19 protein-coding genes and 1 tRNA gene are annotated in these 19,627 nt (G+C 61.6%); 11 read left to right on the forward strand and 9 right to left on the reverse strand.

The genetic code is table 11. The annotated features are described in order from the left end of the window. Positions 1-19: 19 nt before the first annotated feature. Positions 20-1,123 carry an A/G-specific adenine glycosylase gene (mutY, locus tag C5L13_RS02920; protein ID WP_105381730.1) on the reverse strand — a complete coding sequence of 368 codons (1,104 nt, stop codon included), beginning with the start codon at positions 1,121-1,123 and terminating at the stop codon, positions 20-22. Between the two features lie 161 nt (positions 1,124-1,284). Here mutY and C5L13_RS02925 point away from each other — a divergent pair, with 161 nt between their 5' ends. The 6 genes from C5L13_RS02925 to C5L13_RS02950 all read left to right on the forward strand — a co-directional run bounded on the left by C5L13_RS02925 (position 1,285) and on the right by C5L13_RS02950 (position 10,102). Beyond that, positions 1,285-1,809 carry a DUF721 domain-containing protein gene (locus C5L13_RS02925; RefSeq protein ID WP_105381731.1) on the forward strand — a complete coding sequence of 175 codons (525 nt, stop codon included), beginning with the start codon at positions 1,285-1,287 and terminating at the stop codon, positions 1,807-1,809. A gap of 146 nt (positions 1,810-1,955) precedes the next feature. Beyond that, positions 1,956-2,660 (forward strand): DsbA family protein, encoded by a 705-nt coding sequence (locus C5L13_RS02930; protein ID WP_105381732.1) that lies wholly within the window; start codon positions 1,956-1,958, stop codon positions 2,658-2,660. Positions 2,661-2,696: 36 nt separating this feature from the next. Further along, a complete protein-coding gene (locus tag C5L13_RS02935; protein WP_105381733.1) occupies positions 2,697-6,158 on the forward strand; it encodes a chromosome segregation SMC family protein in 3,462 nt (1,153 codons plus the stop codon). A 364-nt stretch (positions 6,159-6,522) separates the two neighbouring features. Then, the gene (ppdK, locus tag C5L13_RS02940) at positions 6,523-9,195 is read left to right on the forward strand and encodes a pyruvate, phosphate dikinase (RefSeq protein WP_105381734.1); all 2,673 of its coding nucleotides are present in this window, start codon (positions 6,523-6,525) and stop codon (positions 9,193-9,195) included. Continuing rightward, positions 9,192-9,623: a GNAT family N-acetyltransferase gene (locus tag C5L13_RS02945; protein WP_105381735.1), complete on the forward strand. Its 432-nt coding sequence runs from the start codon at positions 9,192-9,194 to the stop codon at positions 9,621-9,623. The genes ppdK and C5L13_RS02945 overlap by 4 nt, the downstream gene beginning before the upstream one ends. A gap of 119 nt (positions 9,624-9,742) precedes the next feature. Further along, on the forward strand, positions 9,743-10,102 hold the full coding sequence (locus C5L13_RS02950; RefSeq protein WP_105381736.1) for a VOC family protein: 360 nt from the start codon (positions 9,743-9,745) through the stop codon (positions 10,100-10,102). 33 nt (positions 10,103-10,135) lie between these two features. Here C5L13_RS02950 and C5L13_RS02955 read toward each other — a convergent pair whose 3' ends face one another. Together C5L13_RS02955 and C5L13_RS02960 are read right to left on the reverse strand one after the other, a co-directional pair. Continuing rightward, complete coding sequence (locus C5L13_RS02955; protein WP_105381737.1) at positions 10,136-10,780, reverse strand: NrsF family protein; 645 nt, start codon at positions 10,778-10,780, stop codon at positions 10,136-10,138. Continuing rightward, a complete protein-coding gene (locus C5L13_RS02960; protein WP_105381738.1) occupies positions 10,777-11,325 on the reverse strand; it encodes a sigma-70 family RNA polymerase sigma factor in 549 nt (182 codons plus the stop codon). Before C5L13_RS02960 ends, C5L13_RS02955 begins: the two co-directional genes overlap by 4 nt. 183 nt (positions 11,326-11,508) lie before the next feature. Here C5L13_RS02960 and C5L13_RS02965 point away from each other — a divergent pair, with 183 nt between their 5' ends. The 3 genes from C5L13_RS02965 to C5L13_RS02975 all read left to right on the forward strand — a co-directional run bounded on the left by C5L13_RS02965 (position 11,509) and on the right by C5L13_RS02975 (position 13,468). Continuing rightward, complete coding sequence (locus tag C5L13_RS02965; RefSeq protein WP_105381739.1) at positions 11,509-11,772, forward strand: pentapeptide MXKDX repeat protein; 264 nt, start codon at positions 11,509-11,511, stop codon at positions 11,770-11,772. A gap of 80 nt (positions 11,773-11,852) precedes the next feature. Then, a complete protein-coding gene (locus C5L13_RS02970; protein WP_105382059.1) occupies positions 11,853-12,680 on the forward strand; it encodes a cytochrome b/b6 domain-containing protein in 828 nt (275 codons plus the stop codon). Between the two features lie 11 nt (positions 12,681-12,691). Further along, on the forward strand, positions 12,692-13,468 hold the full coding sequence (locus C5L13_RS02975) for a molybdopterin-binding protein (RefSeq protein ID WP_105381740.1): 777 nt from the start codon (positions 12,692-12,694) through the stop codon (positions 13,466-13,468). Between the two features lie 36 nt (positions 13,469-13,504). Here the strand turns inward: C5L13_RS02975 and C5L13_RS02980 are convergent, their stop codons facing one another. Further along, positions 13,505-13,771, reverse strand: a complete 267-nt coding sequence (locus tag C5L13_RS02980; protein ID WP_105381741.1) for a hypothetical protein — start codon at positions 13,769-13,771, stop codon at positions 13,505-13,507. Positions 13,772-14,115: 344 nt separating this feature from the next. Between C5L13_RS02980 and C5L13_RS02985 the strand changes: the two genes are divergently transcribed. Beyond that, the gene (locus C5L13_RS02985; protein ID WP_105381742.1) at positions 14,116-15,009 is read left to right on the forward strand and encodes a DUF1499 domain-containing protein; all 894 of its coding nucleotides are present in this window, start codon (positions 14,116-14,118) and stop codon (positions 15,007-15,009) included. 10 nt (positions 15,010-15,019) lie between these two features. Here C5L13_RS02985 and C5L13_RS02990 read toward each other — a convergent pair whose 3' ends face one another. Both C5L13_RS02990 and C5L13_RS02995 read right to left on the reverse strand, forming a co-directional pair. Next, positions 15,020-15,472 carry a thiol-disulfide oxidoreductase DCC family protein gene (locus C5L13_RS02990; RefSeq protein ID WP_105381743.1) on the reverse strand — a complete coding sequence of 151 codons (453 nt, stop codon included), beginning with the start codon at positions 15,470-15,472 and terminating at the stop codon, positions 15,020-15,022. A 10-nt stretch (positions 15,473-15,482) separates the two neighbouring features. Further along, positions 15,483-16,394 (reverse strand): MBL fold metallo-hydrolase, encoded by a 912-nt coding sequence (locus tag C5L13_RS02995; protein WP_105382060.1) that lies wholly within the window; start codon positions 16,392-16,394, stop codon positions 15,483-15,485. A 185-nt stretch (positions 16,395-16,579) separates the two neighbouring features. Here C5L13_RS02995 and C5L13_RS03000 point away from each other — a divergent pair. Further along, positions 16,580-16,654, forward strand: a tRNA-Gln gene (locus C5L13_RS03000). Between the two features lie 12 nt (positions 16,655-16,666). On the opposite strand, the gene C5L13_RS03005 is transcribed toward C5L13_RS03000, so the two are convergent. The 3 genes from C5L13_RS03005 to C5L13_RS03015 form a co-directional block, all read right to left on the reverse strand. Next, positions 16,667-16,804 carry a hypothetical protein gene (locus C5L13_RS03005; RefSeq protein WP_205836806.1) on the reverse strand — a complete coding sequence of 46 codons (138 nt, stop codon included), beginning with the start codon at positions 16,802-16,804 and terminating at the stop codon, positions 16,667-16,669. A gap of 105 nt (positions 16,805-16,909) precedes the next feature. Further along, on the reverse strand, positions 16,910-18,193 hold the full coding sequence (locus C5L13_RS03010; RefSeq protein ID WP_105381744.1) for a capsular polysaccharide export protein, LipB/KpsS family: 1,284 nt from the start codon (positions 18,191-18,193) through the stop codon (positions 16,910-16,912). 99 nt (positions 18,194-18,292) lie between these two features. Next, the gene (locus C5L13_RS03015; protein WP_245423214.1) at positions 18,293-19,627 is read right to left on the reverse strand and encodes an RkpR, polysaccharide export protein; all 1,335 of its coding nucleotides are present in this window, start codon (positions 19,625-19,627) and stop codon (positions 18,293-18,295) included.

A 19,627-nucleotide genomic window follows, 5' to 3' on the forward strand; every position in this document is an offset into this window, starting at 1 on the left:
TGTCTCCTCGCGGGGGGAATCAGTTCGGATGTTTTTCGAAGGCTCGCGGGATAGCCTCTGCGATGACTTTTTTCATGACAGTCGGCAGTGCCTGGGCCTCAAGATTTGTGACCGGCTCCCACCATCCGTCATCTGCCGCTATTTTCTCGGTTCTCGTCCGGAAGACGGAAAGCCTGAGCTCGAAATGGGTGAAGACATGAACGACCGTGCCGCAGGCCTGCCAGTCGGCGGGGAAGGGGGCGTGGTCGGGGCTCGTGCCGCCATCGAGACGCGAGGTCCACGCCGTCGTCGGCACTTCGGTCATGCCGCCGAGCAGGCCGCTTTCGATCCGCCGCCGCAACAGCACGTCGCCCTCGGGCGTGACCGCCACGAAAGCCGCACCCATCCGCACGGGTTTTTCTTTCTTCGCGGCCCTCACGGGAAAGCGTTCCGGATCATGTTTGGCGAAGGCGATACAGTCCTCGCGGAAGGGACAGAGCGCACAGGCCGGCCGCTTCGGCGTGCAGATCGTGGCACCGAGATCCATCATCGCCTGGGCGAAGTCCCCGGGTCGACCGGCGGGGGTCAAATCCGCAACCTTCGCTTTCATCAGGGGTTTCGAGCCCGGCAGCGGCGCATCGATGGCGTAAAGCCTCGAAATCACACGCTCGACATTGCCGTCCATGACTGCGGATCGCCGGTTGAAGGCAATTGCCGCAACCGCCGCGGACGTATAGTCGCCGATGCCGGGAAGCGCCCGCAAGCCTTCTTCCGTATCGGGAAAGACACCTGCGTGCTCGGCGGCCACTGCCTCCGCGCATTTTTTCAGGTTGCGGGCGCGGGCGTAGTAGCCGAGCCCCGCCCAGGCGGCCATCACGTCCTCGACCGGGGCCGCGGCGAGATCGGTGACCTTCGGCCAGAGCGCCAGGAATTTGGCGAAATACGGTTTGACCGCCTGCACGGTCGTCTGCTGCAGCATGACCTCCGACAACCAGACGCGATAGGGATCCGCCCGGCTGCCCGCCTTCGCCGCGGCCGGACTTACCCGCCAGGGCAGGTCCCGATGGTGTCGGTCATACCAGGCGAGCAGCTTTTCCGGGAGCGAAAGCCGAATGTCGGCAGAAAGCGCAGGAGAGATAGTCATTTGAACGAAGATAGTGGCTGCACCAGTTCTCGCCAATCGCCTTGACGGAGGAAAGCTGGGGAAGCAGGATAAAACGAGGCGCTAAGTCCTGGCCCACGGCCGCTTTCCCGATCGCACTCCGATCTCTATAATGATTTTCGATCAACTGGATCGGATTGGGAATGAACGGCCCGGAAAAGACGCGCAGCCAGAGAGGAAAGCGGGAATTTCAGATTTCCGAGGTGGCGAACGGCATTATCGATCCGGTGCTGGCCCGCCGCGCCGGCATTTCGACGGCCTTGCTTGGTTCCTGGGACGAAATCGCCGGCGAGGACTTCGCCGATTGCACGCGGCCGGAAAAAATCACCTGGCCCCGTCGCGATGAAGGCTTCGGCTCAGGGGGCGGCCACCAGGCCGGCGTCCTGACGATCGCTTGCGAAGGCGCCCGCGCCCTTTTCCTGACCCATGCCCAGGGCGAACTGATTGCGCGCATCAACGGCTTTTTCGGCTTTCCGGCTGTGCGCCAGATCCGTATCGTCCAGAAACCCGTCTCGCAGACCTTCAAGCATCCGCGCAAACCACCCCCCCTGAAGGGCGAGGCGGCCAAGCGGCTTGAAACCATGATGGAAGGCATCGAAAGCGAGGCGCTCAAGAAGGCCGTCGAGCGGCTTGGGACGGCCGTCCTTCAGAAGAAAAGCAAGCGGTGACGCCGAGAAGCTTGCGTTCATCTTTGATACATCTCTGATTTGTCACAATTCTTTGAAGAGATTTGCCTATCGACAGCTTGTTCGCGCTCGGGCGCCGCGATACGGAATGTCGAAAATATTGAGACCTCTCGCTTTACAGGTGTTCCATGCAGATGAACGATATCACCATGACCCGGCGCGCGCTTTTAGGCGGCGTTGCCGTAACCGCCCTGGCGCTGGCCTTGCCGCTCGGCGTGTCCGAAGCTTTCGCGCAGGAACTCCCCGAGTCCCAGGGTGACGTGGACATGGCCGCAGCCATCAAGCCGGGCCCGCTGGCGGAAATGGCGCTGGGCGACGAAAAGGCGCCTGTGACGATCATCGAATACATGTCGATGACATGCCCGCACTGCGCAAACTTCCATAACAAGACTTTCGACGTCATCAAGACCAAGTATATCGATACCGGCAAGGTGCGGTTCATCATCCGCGAATTCCCGTTCGATCCGGTCGCGACGGCCGCTTTCATGCTGGCGCGCTGCAATCCGCAGAACCCGCAGGAGCTTGCCACTCCCGCCCAATATTTCCCGATGGTCTCGATGCTCTTCAAGCAGCAGCGTGGCTGGGCGGCTCCGGCAGATGGAAATGTGCGCAATGCGCTGCTGCAAAGTGTCAAACTGGCAGGTTACTCACAGCAGAGTTTCGAGGCTTGCTTGACGAACCAGAAGCTTCTCGATGAAGTAAACGCGGTCGTAAAGCGGGGAGCTGACGACTTCGGTGTGAATTCCACCCCGACTTTCCTGATCGGCGGCAAGAAGTATTCTGGAGACATGTCGGTTGAATCCATGTCAGCGCTCATCGACAGCCTGTTGTGAGCTTATCTCCCTTAAGGGGAAGATGAGGGGCGCGGCATGAAGTTCACCAAGCTGCGCCTTGTCGGATTCAAGTCGTTCGTCGAACCGATGGAATTCGTCATCGAGCGCGGGCTGACCGGCGTGGTCGGCCCGAACGGCTGCGGCAAGTCCAACCTTGTCGAAGCGCTGCGCTGGGTGATGGGCGAGAATTCCTACAAGAACATGCGCGCGTCCGGCATGGACGACGTGATCTTTTCCGGCTCCGGCAACCGCCCGGCCCGCAACACCGCCGAAGTCGGCCTCTATCTCGACAATTCCGACCGCACCGCGCCCGCCGCCTTCAATGATGCCGATGAAATCCAGGTGAGCCGCCGGATCGAGCGCGAATCAGGCTCCATCTATCGCATCAACGGCAAGGAGGCGCGCGCCAAGGACGTGCAGCTATTGTTTGCCGATGCGTCGACCGGCGCCCGTTCGCCGTCCATGGTCGGTCAGGGCCGGATCGGGGAACTCATCCAGGCAAAGCCGCAGGCCCGCCGCCAGCTGCTGGAAGAGGCGGCCGGCATTTCCGGCCTGCATTCCCGTCGCCACGAGGCCGAGCTTCGCCTGCGCGCCGCCGAAACCAATCTCGAACGTCTCGACGACGTGCTGACCCAGCTCGAAAGCCAGATAGAGAGCCTCAAGCGGCAGGCCCGTCAGGCGAACCGCTTCAAGATGCTTTCCGCCGATATCCGCTCGCGTGAAGCACAGCTTCTGCATATCCGCTGGACACAGGCCAAGGAGGCGGAAGCCGAAGCGGAAAGCGCGCTGAACCAGATCACGGTGGTCGTGGCCGAGAAGGCGCAGGCGCAGATGGAGGCGGCAAAGGAGCAGGCCGTCGCCAGCCTGAAGCTGCCGGAACTGCGTGAGGAAGAAGCGAGAGCCGGGGCCGCGCTGCAGCGCCTGCAGATCGCCCGCGGGCAGCTGGAGGAGGAGGCAAACCGTCTCCTGAAGCGCCGCGATGAACTGACCCGCCGCCTTGCGCAGCTCGGCGAGGATATCCGCCGCGAAGAGCAGCTGGCCGCCGACAACGCGGTCTTCCTGGAAAGGCTCGATCAGGAAGAGGCCGAGCTTAGCGATATCCTGGCCGAATCCGGCGTGCAGGCTGAAGAATTGCATGCGGCCTTCGAGGCTGCGGCAGCCGACCTTGCCGAAAGCGAGAAACTGTTTTCGGCCATCACCGCCGAACGAGCCGAAGCGGCTGCCGGACGCAACCAGCTGGAACGGGCAATCCGGGACCTTGCCGAGCGCCGCCAGCGTCTCGACCGGCAGCTTGCCGATTCCAACGGAGAGCTCGATTCGATCAACGACCGTCTGTCCGGGCTCGATGACCCGGCCGAAAAGCGCGAAGCGGTGGAGGCGGCCGAAATCGCGGTCGAGGATGCCGCCGCGGCTGCAGAAGATGTCGAGGTCGCACTTGCTTCGGCACGCGCGGATGAATTGGCGGCGCGCGGCCCGGTTGAAGCGGCCCGCTCTGCACTGAACGGTTTGGAAACCGAGGCCCGCACGATCTCCAGGATGCTTGCCGCCGGCGCCGCCTCGGGCGATTTCGTTGCCGTCGCCGAAATGATCCGTGTCGATCGCGGTTACGAGGCAGCACTTGGAGCAGCACTGGGCGACGATCTCGAAAGCCCCGTCGACGCTGAAGCTCCGACCTATTGGTCGTTGAACGGCGATGGCTCCGGCGATCCCGGCCTGCCGTCAGGCGCCCAGCCGCTGAGCGCCCATGTTACGGCTCCACCGGAACTCGCCCGCCGGCTGGCGCAGATCGGCATTGTTTCCGAAGCGGATGCCTTAAGCTTGATCCGGCTCCTTCGGCCTGGGCAGCGGCTTGTGACGAAGGAAGGCGCCGTCTATCGCTGGGACGGACACGTAACCGGTTCGGAAGCGCCCGGCGCTGCCGCGTTGCGCCTTTCCCAGAAGAACCGGCTCTCCGAACTTGAGGCTGAGGTCGACGAGGCCCGCATCGTCCTGTCGGAAACCGAGGTCGTGCTTGCCGCCGCGGCGTCCAAAATCGGTGTAAGGGAGCGGCAGCTCGCCGACGCTCGCGAACGTGGCCGCCTCGCGGCCCGCCAGCTTTCCGAAGCACGCGATGCGCTTGCCTCGGCCGAACGGGCTGCGGGCGACCTGATGCGCCGGCGTGACGTGATCGCCGAAGCCGTCAATCAGATCAGCGGGCAGATCGAGGATCTCGGCGTTCAGGAAGAGAATGCACGCGCTGAACTGGAAGATGCTCCGGATATTTCCGATATCGACAACCGGCTGCGCGACCAGCAGCTGGTGGTCGCGACCGACCGCGGGCTGCTTGCCGAGGCGCGTGCCCGCTACGAGGGGCTGAGCCGCGAGACGGAAGGCCGCAAGCGCCGCCTGTCGGCGATCGCCCAGGAGCGCGCCGCGTGGACCACAAGGGCGGCAAGTGCCGCCGGTCACATTGCAAGCCTGCGTGAGCGCGAGGATGAAGCCCGCGAGGAAATCATCGATCTCGAAGCCGCTCCCGAAGAGCTTGACGACAAGCGTCGTGCGCTGCTTGGAGAGTTGCAGAAGGCCGACGAGATGCGGCGCGCTGCCGCCGATCGGCTAGCCGAGGCCGAAACACGTCAGCGTGAGACGGACCGGATTGCCGTTACCGCGCTTTCCGAACTGGCCGAAGTTCGGGAAAAACGTGGACGTGCCGAGGAACGGCTCGTCTCTGCCGCGGAGAAGCGTCACGAAAGCGAAATCCGTATCCGGGAGACGCTGAATGTCGCGCCGCATGAAGTCCTGCGCCTTGCCGGCCTGAAAACCGATGCGCCGATGCCCGATATCAGGGAGATCGAGCGGGAGGTCGACCGGTTGCGGATGGAGCGCGAGCGGCTCGGTGCCGTCAACCTTCGTGCCGACGAGGAGCAGAAGGAGCTTTCCGACCGGCTCGACACATTGATGCGGGAACGCGCCGACGTGATCGACGCGATCCGCAAGCTGCGCGGCGCCATCCAGAGCCTGAACCGCGAAGGCCGCGAGCGCCTGCTCGCCGCTTTTGATGTGGTCAATGTAGAGTTCCAGCGCCTCTTCACGCACCTCTTCGGCGGCGGTACGGCCGAGCTGCAGCTGATCGAATCGGACGATCCGCTCGAAGCCGGGCTCGAGATACTTGCGCGCCCGCCGGGCAAGAAGCCGCAGACCATGACGCTGCTTTCAGGCGGCGAGCAGGCGCTGACCGCCATGGCGCTGATCTTTGCGGTGTTCCTCACCAATCCGGCACCGATCTGCGTACTGGATGAAGTGGACGCGCCGCTCGACGACCATAATGTGGAGCGTTACTGCAATCTCATGGACGAAATGGCGGCTTCCACCGAAACCCGCTTCATCATCATCACCCACAACCCCATCACCATGGCGCGGATGAATAGGCTGTTCGGGGTGACGATGGCGGAGCAAGGTGTTTCCCAGCTGGTGTCGGTCGACTTGCAGACGGCGGAACTGTTGCGTGAGGCAAGCTGAGCAAACTTAATGCGACTAGGAAAAATGCTCACTACTAAGTAGAATCACCCATATGGGTGATGGAAATTTTCGGCTATTGTTGTCTTGTTGAATTCAGAGGAAGTCCGACCGGACTTCCTGGTGCTCCGGCGCTCGCGGCGGAGTCTTAGACCCCCCGTCCGGGTTTCCTGTCTCGGACGGAAGGCTTTGCGGGGCCGCCTGTGATCCGGCCCCGCAAAGCTTATTCTCCGAGATGCCCTGCTATCTTCGGTGCCGCGGCAGTTTATTTGCTGCGCTGCAACATAATCCTGCCCTCATGCGTTTCCAAACTGTCGTAAAACCTGTAGTTATGGCGAAAAACAGACTGCGTTGGGTGGAGGGCAGCATGATGAAGTGGGTCTATCGCTTCGGCGGTGGCGAGGCTGAGGGCCGCGCCGTCGACGTCGAGCGGTTGGGTGGAAAGGGCGCCAATCTCGCCGAGATGGCGAGCCTTGGCCTGCCGGTGCCGCCGGGAATGACCATCATCGCCGATGCTTGCGTCTATTATTTCGAAAATAGCCGGACCCTTCCCGAGGAACTGAAAGCCCAGGTTCTCGAAGGCATCGCTGCCATGGAGGAACTGACGGGGCGCACCTTCGGGGGCTCGGCCAAGCCCCTTCTGCTCTCCGTCCGCTCCGGTGCTCGCGCCTCCATGCCGGGGATGATGGACACCGTCCTCAATCTCGGCCTCAATGACGAGACGGTGCAGGCGCTTGGTCACGACGCGGGCGATGCCCGTTTTGCCTGGGACAGCTATCGGCGGTTCATCCAGATGTATGCCGACGTCGTCATGGGCCTCGATCACGAAGTGTTCGAGGAGATACTGGAGGACGAGAAGGCTCGCTTCGGCCACGACTACGACACCGATCTTTCAGCGGTCGAATGGCAGCATGTCGTCGGCCTCTACAAGAAGATCATTGAAGAGGAGTTGGGGGAGAGCTTTCCGCAGGACCCGCATATCCAGCTGTGGAAGGCGGTCGCCGCCGTGTTTTCGAGCTGGATGAACCCGCGCGCGCTGACCTATCGGACCCTCCATCGCATTCCGGAAGAATGGGGCACTGCCGTCAATGTTCAGACCATGGTCTTCGGCAACCTCGGCTCGTCATCGGCGACGGGCGTTGCCTTCACCCGCAATCCGTCGACTGGCGAAAGGGCGCTCTACGGCGAGTTCCTGGTGAATGCGCAGGGCGAGGATGTCGTCGCAGGTATCCGCACGCCACAGTCGATCACCGAGGAGGGTCGCATCGCCTCCGGTTCGGAAAAGCCCTCGATGGAAAAGCTGATGCCGGAGGCGTTCGCCGAGTTCAAGGCGATCTGCGACCGGCTGGAAGCCCATTACCGCGACCTGCAGGATCTGGAATTCACCATCGAGCGGGGAACGCTCTGGATGCTGCAGACCCGCTCGGGCAAGCGCACCACCCGTGCGGCGATGAAGATCGCCGTCGACATGGTGGAGGAGGGCCTGATCGCCGAGGAGGAGGCGATCTGCCGGATCGAGCCCCCCTCGCTGGATCAACTGCTGCATCCCACCATCGATCCGCGTGTCGAACGCCATATCGTCGGTTCCGGCCTTCCGGCGTCTCCGGGTGCAGCCACGGGCGAAGTCGTCTTTACCGCCGAAGAGGCGGTAGTGGCGGAATCGGAGGGCCGCAAGGTCATCCTGGTGCGGATCGAAACGAGCCCCGAAGACATTCACGGCATGCACGCGGCCGAAGGAATTCTCACCACCCGCGGCGGCATGACCAGCCATGCGGCGGTCGTCGCCCGCGGCATGGGTATACCCTGCGTTGTCGGTGCCGGTTCGATGCGCGTCGACCTGCGCAACGAACTGCTGATCGGCGTCGGAGGGATGACCCTGAAGCGGGGCGATACGATCACCATCGACGGCTCGTCCGGCCAGGTGCTGAAGGGAACCGTGCCGATGATCCAGCCGGCACTCTCCGGCGATTTCGGCAAGCTGATGGCCTGGGCCGACAAGAACCGCCGCATGACGGTGCGCACCAATGCCGATACGCCCCAGGATGCGCGTGCTGCCCGCTCGTTCGGCGCGGAAGGCATCGGGCTCTGCCGCACCGAGCACATGTTCTTTGAGGGCGACCGCATCCATGTGATGCGCGAGATGATCCTAGCCGAAGACGAGCAGGGGCGTCGCGCAGCGCTTGCCAAACTCCTGCCGATGCAGCGCTCGGATTTCACCGAGCTTTTCACCATCATGCACGGCCTGCCGGTGACGATCCGCCTGCTCGACCCGCCGCTGCACGAATTTCTGCCGAAGACGGAGGCCGAGATTGCCGATGTCGCCAAGGCCATGGGCATGCCGCCGGCATTTCTCGCCCGCCGCATCGACGCGATCCATGAATTCAACCCCATGCTCGGCCATCGCGGCTGCCGGCTGGCGATCTCTTATCCCGAGATCGCCGAGATGCAGGCCCGCGCCATTTTCGAGGCCGCATTGGCAGCCGCCCGGGAAACCGGCGAGCCCGTGGAACTTGAAATCATGGTGCCGCTCGTCAGTCTTCGCACCGAACTCGATTACGTGAAGGGCGTCATCGACCGGGTCGCCGAGGATGTCGCGAACGAAAGCGGCACGCCGATCGCCTATCTCGCCGGCACCATGATCGAATTGCCGCGGGCTGCGATCCGCGCCCATGTGATTGCCGAGACTGCGGAGTTCTTCTCCTTCGGCACCAACGACCTTACCCAGACGACCTTCGGGATTTCGCGCGATGACGCCGCGACCTTCATCCCGACCTACCAGCGCAAGGGCATCATCGAGCACGACCCGTTCATTTCCCTGGATTTCGACGGTGTCGGCGAATTGATCAGGCTTGCCGCCGAACGGGGCCGCAGGACGCGAAACGACCTGAAGCTCGGGATTTGCGGCGAGCATGGCGGCGACCCGGCGTCGATCCGTTTCTGCGAGGACGCCGGCCTTGACTATGTCTCCTGTTCGCCTTTCCGTGTGCCGATCGCCCGGCTTGCGGCGGCCCAGGCGGCGATAGAGAGGAAAAAGTCATGAACCCTGTCACCGTTCTTCCCGTCCCGGTTTTCAGCACGCTCTGCAACGAGGGCTTTCGGCTGCGCCGCGAGGTCTTCATCGTGGAGCAGAACGTGCCGGGCGACATGGAATTCGATGCCGACGACCTCACGGCCTTCCATTTCGTCGCTATACTCTCGGGCGAAGTTTGCGGCACGCTGCGGGTGATCTACGCGGAGGATTTCGTCAGGATCGGCCGTGTCGTCGTCAGCCTTGCCTGGCGCAGCAAGGGAGTTGCAAGCGCCATGATCCGCCACGCCATGGAGGCCCATCGGGATGCGCGGGACAACCGTTTCTGCCTGTCGGCACAGAGCGACAAGACAGCAATGTACGAGCGCTTCGGCTTCAAGACCATTGGCGACGAGTTCTTTGAAGTCGGCATTCCGCACTACGAGATGAGAAACTTCTGACCGACCCCCAATCTATTCATCCGCCGGACGCTTGATCGGAATGGAATCAGGAGTCGTTTTCACGCGACGGCTGTGGCAGAATTTGCGTGTGAGTGAACCGGGGCGATGGGGAGGGCCAGATGCCGCGCTTGGACCACGTGACGATCCGTACCCGCGATGCGGAGCCGATGAAGGCGTTCCTCGAAAAGGTGCTGGGAGCAAAGGAAGGATTTCGGCCGCCATTCCCTTTTCCGGGCTATTGGCTTTATATCGACGGCCATTCCTGCATTCATCTACTCCTCGTTGATCGTAAGGATGATCCTCCGGTTGGCGTCTATGATCACGTCGCCTTCGCCTTTTACGACCATGACATCGCCGTCAAGGACATCGAGGCGACCGGCTACCGCTTCGAACACGATGCAATACCGGACACCGATATCGGCCAGATTTTCGTCTACGGGCCGGAAGGCGTGAAGATCGAGCTGCAATACCGGCGCTGATCGAGGGGCAGGCTGTCCCGGCGTCTGACCTGCCTACCAGCGCAGCAGGCGCGGGCCTGCGAGAGCGCCGACAAGACCGGTCAGCAGGATGCCGAGCGAATACCAGATCAGCACGAAAGGCATGCCGTTTTCGGTGCAGAACCAGGAATAGACCCAGGCGCCCGCCGCCCCCGCGGCAATGCCCGCGATCAGCCCTGTCAACCGCAAATCGGTGGGTGCCGCGCGACGCAGCCCCCAGATATTTCCCGCAAAAACGGGAAGCGCGAAGGCGAAAATCAGGAAGGGGCAGTGCAGCGCCGACGATCCCAGGATGAGGACCGGATAGGTTTCGGGAGGCGACATCATGAGCTGGATCCCGGCGACAACTGCCATGGCTCCGAAAATAACGGTAACTGCCGGAAAGAAGCGCCCTTGCGAGCCATCCGGGCGGGCGAGATGGTAGACCGCCAGGAAGGCGGCGATTGCGAGCAGTGCATTGTAGGCGGATTTGATCCAGAAGACAGGCAGCATCAGCGCCTCGCTCATATCGACGCGCAGGCCCACGATCGCCAGCATGAGGACCAGCGAAACGGCAAGAGCAATCAGGACGCCAAGCCCGAGGCGCCGCTCCAGGGCACGGGGCGACACCGGCTCAAGGTCCTTCACCAGGCTGTCGATGATATCGTCCGTCTTTTTCACGTTTCGCCTCGCAGCTTTTTCGCCAGTGCCTTTAGACCCCTATGGATGCCGACCTTGACCGCCGACTCGGACTGGCCCGTGCGGCCTGCCGCATCCGCCACCGACTGCCCCTCCAGTTTTACCCGACGGATGACTTCCCGCTGTTTCGACGGCAGGCCATCCAGCAGCCGCTCGACATCCATGCGAGCGGTCAACGCGTCCTCGCTGAAGCCGCTTTCCAACTCCTCGCCGAGTTCCACCTCCGCCATCATGCGTCCGCCGCGGCCGCGGTGGTGGTCGATCAGCTTGTAGCGGGCGATCGAGAAGAACCAGGAGGTGAACGGGCGATTGCGATCGTATGTTGCCCGACGGGAATGCAGCGCCAGCAATGTCTCCTGGACAAGGTCTTCCATATCCGCTCTCGTCGCCGCGCCCATCCGGCGGCTGTAGTAGCCGACGAGCAGGACGCGTAGCGCGTTCAGCAAACGCCTGTAGGCTGCCTCGTCCCCATCGAGGGATAGAAGCATCAGCGTCTTCAGGGCTTCTTCCGAATGGGCGATCGTCATGCTGTCTCGTTGGTATTCGGAAGCCTGGCGGGAAAGGTTACAGCCTGCTGGAAAATTTGTCCGGCGGCTCAGGCCTATCACATGAGCGTGAAGCTGTAACGTCTTCTCCCCGAGGCCGAATGGAGGGGTGTGAGCCTTCGGCAGGCAGTCGTCGGACACGCCAATCCATTGAGGAGAATATCCATGACCAAGCTTCTTTCCAGCCTCGCAGCGTGCACGCTCGTCGTCGGCCTGTCTTTCGCGAGCGTCGCTCAGGCTCAAACCAGCACGGGCACGGACACGATGAAGAAGGACAACATGCAGAGCGGCGCGATGTCGAAGGATGCGATGAAGACCGACAGCATGTCTACGGCCAGCACCAAGACCGACTGCATGCACAAGGCGGAGATGGAAAAGGACAGCATGAAGAAGGCCGATATGATGAAGACCTGCGACGCCATGAAGTGATGCAGCCGCGGCCGCTGAAACTTTTTTCTTCGCGGCCGCGTCTCTTCTTTCGGACGAGCCTTTCAATCGGAGAAAACGTAATGGCCACGCTCGATGCCGGCGTTCGGACCGGCCGCATGCTCATCTATCGCCACAGCCTTACCGTGCGCCTGTCCCACTGGGTGAACGTGCTGTGCATGACGGTGCTGCTCTTCAGCGGTTTGCAGATATTCAATGCCCATCCAGCGCTCTATTGGGGTCAATACGGCGGCGACGGCGACCCGTCCTTCATCTCGATCCAAGCCACTGAAGATGGCGGTCAGGCGAGCGGCCTGACCCATATCGGCCCGCTGACCTTCGACACCACCGGTATCCTCGGCGTTTCGGAAGTGGATGGTGAAGCCGATGCTCGGGCTTTCCCGAGTTGGCTGACCCTTCCGAGCTACCAGGATCTGGCGGGCGGGCGGCGATGGCATTTCTTCTTCGCCTGGCTCTTCGTCATCAACGGCCTCGTCTATTTCGTCTCGGGACTGGTGACACGGCACTTTCGTCGAGACCTTTTGCCGGCGCGCGACGAACTGACCGCCGCACATATCGGTCGCGAGATCGCCGACCACGCCAGGCTGCGTTTCCCGAAAGGCCCGGAAGCGCGGCACTACAATACGTTGCAGAAGCTTGCCTATGTGGCGGTGATCTTCCTTTTGTTGCCGCTGATGATCCTGACGGGGCTCACCATGTCGCCCGGCTTCAATGCGATCGCGCCATGGCTGGTCGACGTCTTCGGCGGGCGCCAGTCCGCCCGCACGCTGCATTTCCTTGCAGCCTTCTCGCTCGTCGCCTTCGTCGCCGTCCATATCGCGATGGTGGTCCTGTCGGGTGTCTTCAACAATCTTCGGTCGATGATTACCGGTTATTACGCCATCAGGTAGGGAGACCAGCCATGAGCCGCATTCTTACCCGCCGCCGCTTCCTCATCGGTGTCAGCCTGACCGCATCTGCCCTCGGCCTGAACGGCTGCGACGCGATCGTCGAGAGCGACCGAACGAATGCCGTACTCAAGCTCGCCGAGGGCCTGACGATGAGGACCCAGCGCCTGTTGCTTGGCGACGATGCGCTGGCGCGGGAGTTCACCGAGGCGGATATCTCGCCCACCTTCCGCTCGAACGGAACGAGCATGCCCGACAACGCCCGTTATATCGACTGGATGAACCGGCAGTTCGCCACCTGGCGGCTGGAGGTCGGAGGACTTGTCGAAAAGCCGATGCAGCTTTCGCTGGACGAACTGAAGGCCCTGCCTTCCCGCACTCAGATCACCCGGCACGACTGCGTCGAGGGCTGGAGCGCCATCGGCAAATGGACCGGCGTGCCGTTGGCGGCCCTGCTGCAGACGGCAGGCCTGAAGCCCGAAGCACGCTACATCGTCTTCCACTGCGCCGATGAATACGAAAAAAGCCTCGACGGCTCCGGCTGGTATTACGAGAGCCTCGACCTGATCGATGCCTTTCACCCTCAGACCATCCTCGCCTATGCCATGAACGGCCGCGAGCTCGAGGTTGGGCATGGCGCGCCTCTGCGCCTGCGCGTCGAGCGTCAGCTCGGCTACAAGCAGGCGAAATACCTGACCCGGATCGAGGTAGTGGCCGATCTCGGCGGCATCTATCGCGGCAATGGCGGTTTCTGGGAAGACCGCGGTTACGAGTGGTATGCGGGAATCTGACGGAGCCTCCAGCGGTGGCGAGGGAGGTCCATACGCCTACCGTCTTTCGACGATGACGCGCCGCTCGACGACCATGGGGCGCCACATCATGGAACTGCTGCGGGCCTGGAAGGCGCGGGACTCCGCCCGGCGGTCGAGCTCCAGGTCCAGCACGCAGCGCGCCATCGCTTCGGAGCCGCGCCTGAAGCCATAGCCCGCGCAGGTGGTTTCATCGGCTGCGCGGCGCTCTTCCGGGGTCATGGTCTGGCAGGCCGCCAGCGGCAAGACGAGCGCGGCAAGCAGGAGAGGGCGATGAAGGCGCATGGCGAAACTCCATATAAAGAGTGCAGTGTAGGGAATACCCAATTTCGCCTTTTCTACACAAGAACGACCGCCTGCACCATGTCGGAACCTGTCTCGGGTCTTGCTGCCGTCAATTGTCCGTGGGTTCGAATACGGACCGGTCTGACCGCGAAAAGCCTGAGGTTTGGGTGGAGGATTGGCAAGCGGTCACAAGCAAAGACAACAGGATGATGCTAAGGATAGCTGAACTGCGCACGGGCGGGTCTCCTTTTGCAAAGGGGGAGAACAAAGCGATTTCCATTTAGGAATGGCTGCTTTAGATATAAGTGCCGGTGTCCTCATATTGTCGTGAGCCTCGTGCCAGCATGACCGTCCGTTTCGTCCGGCCCATTTCCCATTCGGCCTATGCTGCCAGAAGGCTGGGGCTTTCGGCGCTGGTGCTTTTCATCATCGCGGCGCTGGCCCATCGCTTAGGCCCGCTGACGACGCCGGATTTCCTGTCTTTAACCTTCCTTTCCGCGGCAATCGCGGCAGTCTCTGTGCCGTTGTCGTTGATCGGGCTGGCGCGGCTCTGGCAGGTGGGTGCGGAAGGCGGCGTCGCTGCTGCCAAGGGGCTTTTCTACGCAGCGGTGCCGCTCGGGGTCGTCGCGGCCGGCACCCTCTATTATTACACCCTGCCACCGCTGTTCGATATCTCGACGGATATTGCCGACCCGCCGACATGGATTGCGGAGCCGAATGCAAAGCAGCAATGGCTGCCGCGCCCGGCCACCGCCACGCCGGCCGACAGGCGCGCCCAGTTTGCCGCCTATCCGGGCCTGACCGGGCGACGGTATGAAGGTGCCCTCGATCGCGTCTACGAAGGCGTGCAGAAGGCGGTGCTTTCCTCGCGTATTTCGGTAACACGGCGGGAGGGAGTGGAATTGATCGCGCCGGATATCGCCGAGCGGCCCGCGCCGGAGGACGAGCAGGCGCCGGTGCCGGATCTGGCGCCGATTCCGCTGCCGCGCCCGGAGCCTTCGCTCACCACGGTCTTCGGCAATGCAAGCGATGTCCTGCTTCAGGGCGAGACCCGCACGCTGATCCTCGGACTGCGCTTCGATCTCGTCATCCGTCTGCGCGAAGATGCCGAAACCACTTCGGTTGATATCCGCGTCGCGTCGCGTTATGGGCCTCATGACCTCGGCATGGGCGAGGCGATTGCCGAAGACTTCCTCGACCGTCTCGACATCGAACTGCTCGGGATCGCCGGGAACTGACGGACCGGGTTTATCCGATGAAACGATGTTTCTGCGCGGCAGTCGGCACGAAGCACGACGAACGTCTGCCGGCGATGCGGTAACGGTTCCGGGCGATGAGATCATAGGCCCGGTCGCGGACTGGCAGAGGCAGCACGAACAGGAGCCGCATGAGTGACCAGGGCATGCCGAGGGAGCCGAGCACCTGCAACGTGGCCTCCGACTTGAAATAAGGCCGGCCTCCATCGAGCAGCAGATTGGTCTCGTAGTTGCGCGTTTCCAATCCGTAGTGTCGGTAAAGCGCGGTACCGAGCGGCGACTGTGCGGTGAGGAATCGATAGCGGCCGCGCCGGTCGTGCTGGAGAAGGAATTTCACCCAGCGGGAGCAGAACACGCAATCGCCGTCGAAGATGATAACCGGCACGGTATCGTCGAAGCCCGGCACGGCAGGATCGTGACGATAGCTGTAGGACTGGCCGATCATCTTGCTCTCCTCAGGCAAGATCGTAGACACCGCCGAGCGACGGCGGGCCTTCGGTCACGACGCGGCCCTTCTCGACCAGATCTTCCAGATGCGCCAGCACGGAGAGCGCGGCGGCGCCGTGCAGGCGCAGATCGGTGCTGGCATAGATCACCTTCACCATATCCGGGATCAGTCGGTCACCCGCGCGGATACGTTCCAGCACAGCGCGTTCGCGCATGCGGCGATGGGTGCGCAGGCCTCTGAGGAAAGCCGTCGGGTCTTTCACCGGCCCGCCATGACCGGGGAAAAAGATCCGGTCGTCCCGCTCGAGCAGCTTGTCGACCGAGGCCATGAAATCGGCCATGGAACCGTCCGGTGGCGCCACGATGGTCGTCGCCCAGGCCATGACGTGATCGGCGGAAAAAACCACTCCGGTTCCTTCGAGCGCGAAGGCCGCGTGATTGGCGGTATGGCCTGGCGTATGCAGGGCGGAAAGCGCCCAGCCGTCCCCCTCGATCGTTTGCCCGTCGGCAACCGCAATATCGGGAATGAAATCGACGTCGGCGCTTTCCGCGAAAGGGTTTGTCTCTCCGGCATGAAGCGGCCGCGCCGCCCGGTGCGGTCCTTCGGCGACCGTCACGGCTCCGGTTGCCTCCTTCAGCCGTCGGGCGAGGGGGGAGTGATCTCGATGCGTGTGGCTGACGAGGATATGGGTGACGTCGCGTCCCTTGATAGCTGCCATCAGCGCCTGGAAATGCGCCTCGTTATCAGGGCCGGGATCGATGACGGCCACGGACGAGCCTCCAACGATGTAGGTATTGGTTCCGTGGAAGGTGAACGGCGAGGGGTTGTTGACGGTCAGCCGCTCGACGCCATCGGCGATTGGCACCGGCGTGCCGTAGGCAGGTGAAAATTCCATATCGAAGGTGAGATCCTCTGCCATGCCGGCCTCAGCGTGTGTGATCATTCGTCAGCGAGCATCTATCACCCCTTCTGCCGCAGCGCATTCAAAAATGCGCATCGGAAAAATCGGAAATCGTGAAGTTAGGCGTTGAGAGGCTGATCAAGCTTTGCTAGAGCAAGCCACCTGCCGGGGCGGTTTTGATCCGATTTTCCGCCCGCAAGCATTGGGGCGTCGCCAAGCGGTAAGGCACCGGTTTTTGGTACCGGCATTCCCAGGTTCGAATCCTGGCGCCCCAGCCATGCTTTCTGATGTCAGAAAAAGTGATGAGCATCGTTGCATCTCTCATCGCGTTGCCTGGTACGATCCGCACCGCGTGCCCTGCAGTCGGCCAGCACGGCCTCGAAGGCCCCGCGGTTTGCGTGGATGTCGGACGGGATCGCGATCTTCATATGAGCCTCCCACCTCGTACTTTAGGTGCAATCAGGCGGCTTCACCATTGGCCGGAAGACTAAGAAGCCGGACAAGGCACCTATGCAACTTTCTAGCGGCGACGCTCAATCGAGCGGATAGAGGATGCGCCCAAGTTTGCGAAAAAATGGATTCGAAAGCTCGCGGAAGAAGAGGATCGGGTTTTTTCTGAATTCTTCCGCGTCGGTCCGGTCGCCGACCATTCCGATCACACTGGCCACAGGCAGCGTAAGAAGATGCCGCCACCCAAAAATCCCGTAAGGTCCGGAAAGCTGGAAGGGCGGTTTCTCCGGAACCGGAACCGGCACGATGCGACTTTCGGGCATGGCGGTAGCTCTCCAGCGGGCCGCACGTTCCAGACATTCCTCGAAATCGATCTCCGTTCCGTTCAGCGGATCGAAATATCGCGGGTATAGCAGATATGCACCGGCAAAAACTTCTTCCAGGCTTAGCTTCCGGTCGCGTCTGCTGATGGTCTGCCGATCATCCGTCAATCCCCATCCCGCGTAGAAGGGGCATCCCATGACCGTGGCCGTCACTCCACGGAGGAGTGCTTCAAAACCTCCGAGCGAGGTGATGGTATAGACATGGTCGACGGTGCCCAAAAGCTCGGGCAGGGGCACAGGCGAGCCTACGACCTTACACAGATGGGCGACCTCTGCGGGATCGGAAAGGCGCCGGCGCACCCCGTTCAGCACGTCGGGATGAGGCTTGTAAAGGATCTCGCAGTCAGGGTTTTCAGCCGCGGCGGTCCTGACCACGTCATTGTTGGTGAGTGGACGATCGCATCCGAACATGATGGACGCGTCGTCCTCCACCTGACCGATGACGAGAATTCTTCGCCTGTTCTTTCCCGCAATTTCACGCGTTGCGCCGGGGGCGCCGACGTTGTTGTACTTGCTGAGCCCCGATGCAAGCAGCTTCTGGATCGCGCTTCGGGAGCGATCCAGAAGCTCCAGATCTGCAGCAAAGTCGTAGGAGCGCAGGATGCATTCGAGATCAGTCGCTTGACGGCTGTCGAAATAGGGAGCTCGAGAATCGAGCGTTAGGGAAAAGGGCGCACTATGGCTGGCGTTCGGCACCAGCGATCGAATAAAGCCATCCTCCAGGAAATAGATTGGGATGGAATTCTGGCCTGCAAATGCGATGACTGCAGCGGGTGCGTTCATACCCCACACCAGAAGCGCAGGTTTTTCGGAAGTCCTGATTGTCTCTGCCCAGTCGCGATTGAACGCGCAGGCACTGACGTAAAGCGGCAGATAGATTAACCGAGTTTCCGGAAAATACGCTTGAAGTATTGCTCTTTTCCACCTGCGGATATGCAGAGCAAACACCGTCATCCCGCGGAGGTCGGGCCTAGTGGCAGTCATTGCGTAGATAAACTCTTCCGTGACAGCTCACGCTCTAGATCGCACCCTGTATGCACTGTGCGGTTAACTTGCCCCAGGTCGTCTTTTGGCGCCGCCGAGTTAGTTTCGGTCCCGAATATTGTAATATGCCATCACCGCGACACCCCAAGCCAGCAGGGCACCCAGAAGCACCAGGATCGAATTCAAGATCCTGCTCGGATATTGTGCCATTTCAGACAAAGTCGGCTTGATAAAGACCGCGAGGTAACGCTGTTTAGCGCTCGCTTCAATTCGGGCCTTTTCCAAGCCGGCAAGTGATGAAGTGTAGGCGCGCTCGGCAAATTCCCGATCGGTTTCCAAGGTTTCATATTGCTGAATACGGCCTGCCACATCCGTAAATGCAGTGGCAGCACTGCGGGCCTGCTTGCTCGTAGCCCCGGTCCCGAATCTCTGCCTTTCCTGCTGGATCTGCTTCTCAAGGCTGTTGATTTGAGACCGCATCAGCCGAATGCGAGGCGTGTTTTCGCCCATCTGAGTAAGAGCCGTGGATAGCTCGGTTTTCAGGCCAACCAACTGTTGGTCGAGCGACGCTACCAACTGCATCGCAAGCTTGGCCCCTTCGACCGGGTCGGCTTCCTGAGAGGAATCGCGATAAATTCTCAGCGCTGTCCGGGCATTGGAAAGGCGCTCTTCGGCCATCCTGACTTCGCCTTGGGCAACCTTCAGCACTTCGTCCCGCGCCGAAAGCGAGAGCTCATTCACTAGCTTTTCGCTTTGAGAGATGACGAAGGAGGCGATCTTCTGGGATTCGCTTGGTGTGAACGCTTTCACCTCCAAGGTCATAATGCCGGAGGTATGGTCGAAGTTGACGCTGACCATGTCTCTCCAGTACGCCAGCTTGTCTTCGATCGGCAAGCTCCTGCCAATCCCGTAGAAATAGTCAAGACCGCGCGCAGCAAAAATGGCGTCGAGGCCGAAGGCCTTGTCCACGGCCTCAACCATCCGCTCGCTAAGGATGAAGTCCAGGAGCACGTACGAGTCCGATACCGTACTGCCGGAGGATGCCTGGGTGAACATACCAAGGATATCTGACGGCTGAGACGAATCGATGCTGCGGACTGAGAAGGAGGAAGAGCTATGATATTGGTCGGCTGCGACGAATGCCATATATAGAGATGCCGATACAGATGGCACAACCACCGCGGCCAGGAAGGTGGCAGCCATGACCAAATGCCGGGGTCGGAATTTTCCGATCCGCCCTCGGGTAGGCTGGCTGTCAACGGATGCAACTTCACTTGATGGCGCCGGAACCTCGGGAATGGCCGGCACGGACCTTTCGAGCAGGCTCTCCAGCAAGCGCAGATTGCGAGGCTTAACGGAAGGGACAGGATGTTCTGCAGGCTGGAGGTGAGCAATGATTGCGCCAGCTTTTCTGTTTTGAGCCTGATCAGTCAA

This window comes from Neorhizobium alkalisoli, assembly GCF_002968635.1.
Lineage (GTDB): Bacteria > Pseudomonadota > Alphaproteobacteria > Rhizobiales > Rhizobiaceae > Neorhizobium > Neorhizobium alkalisoli.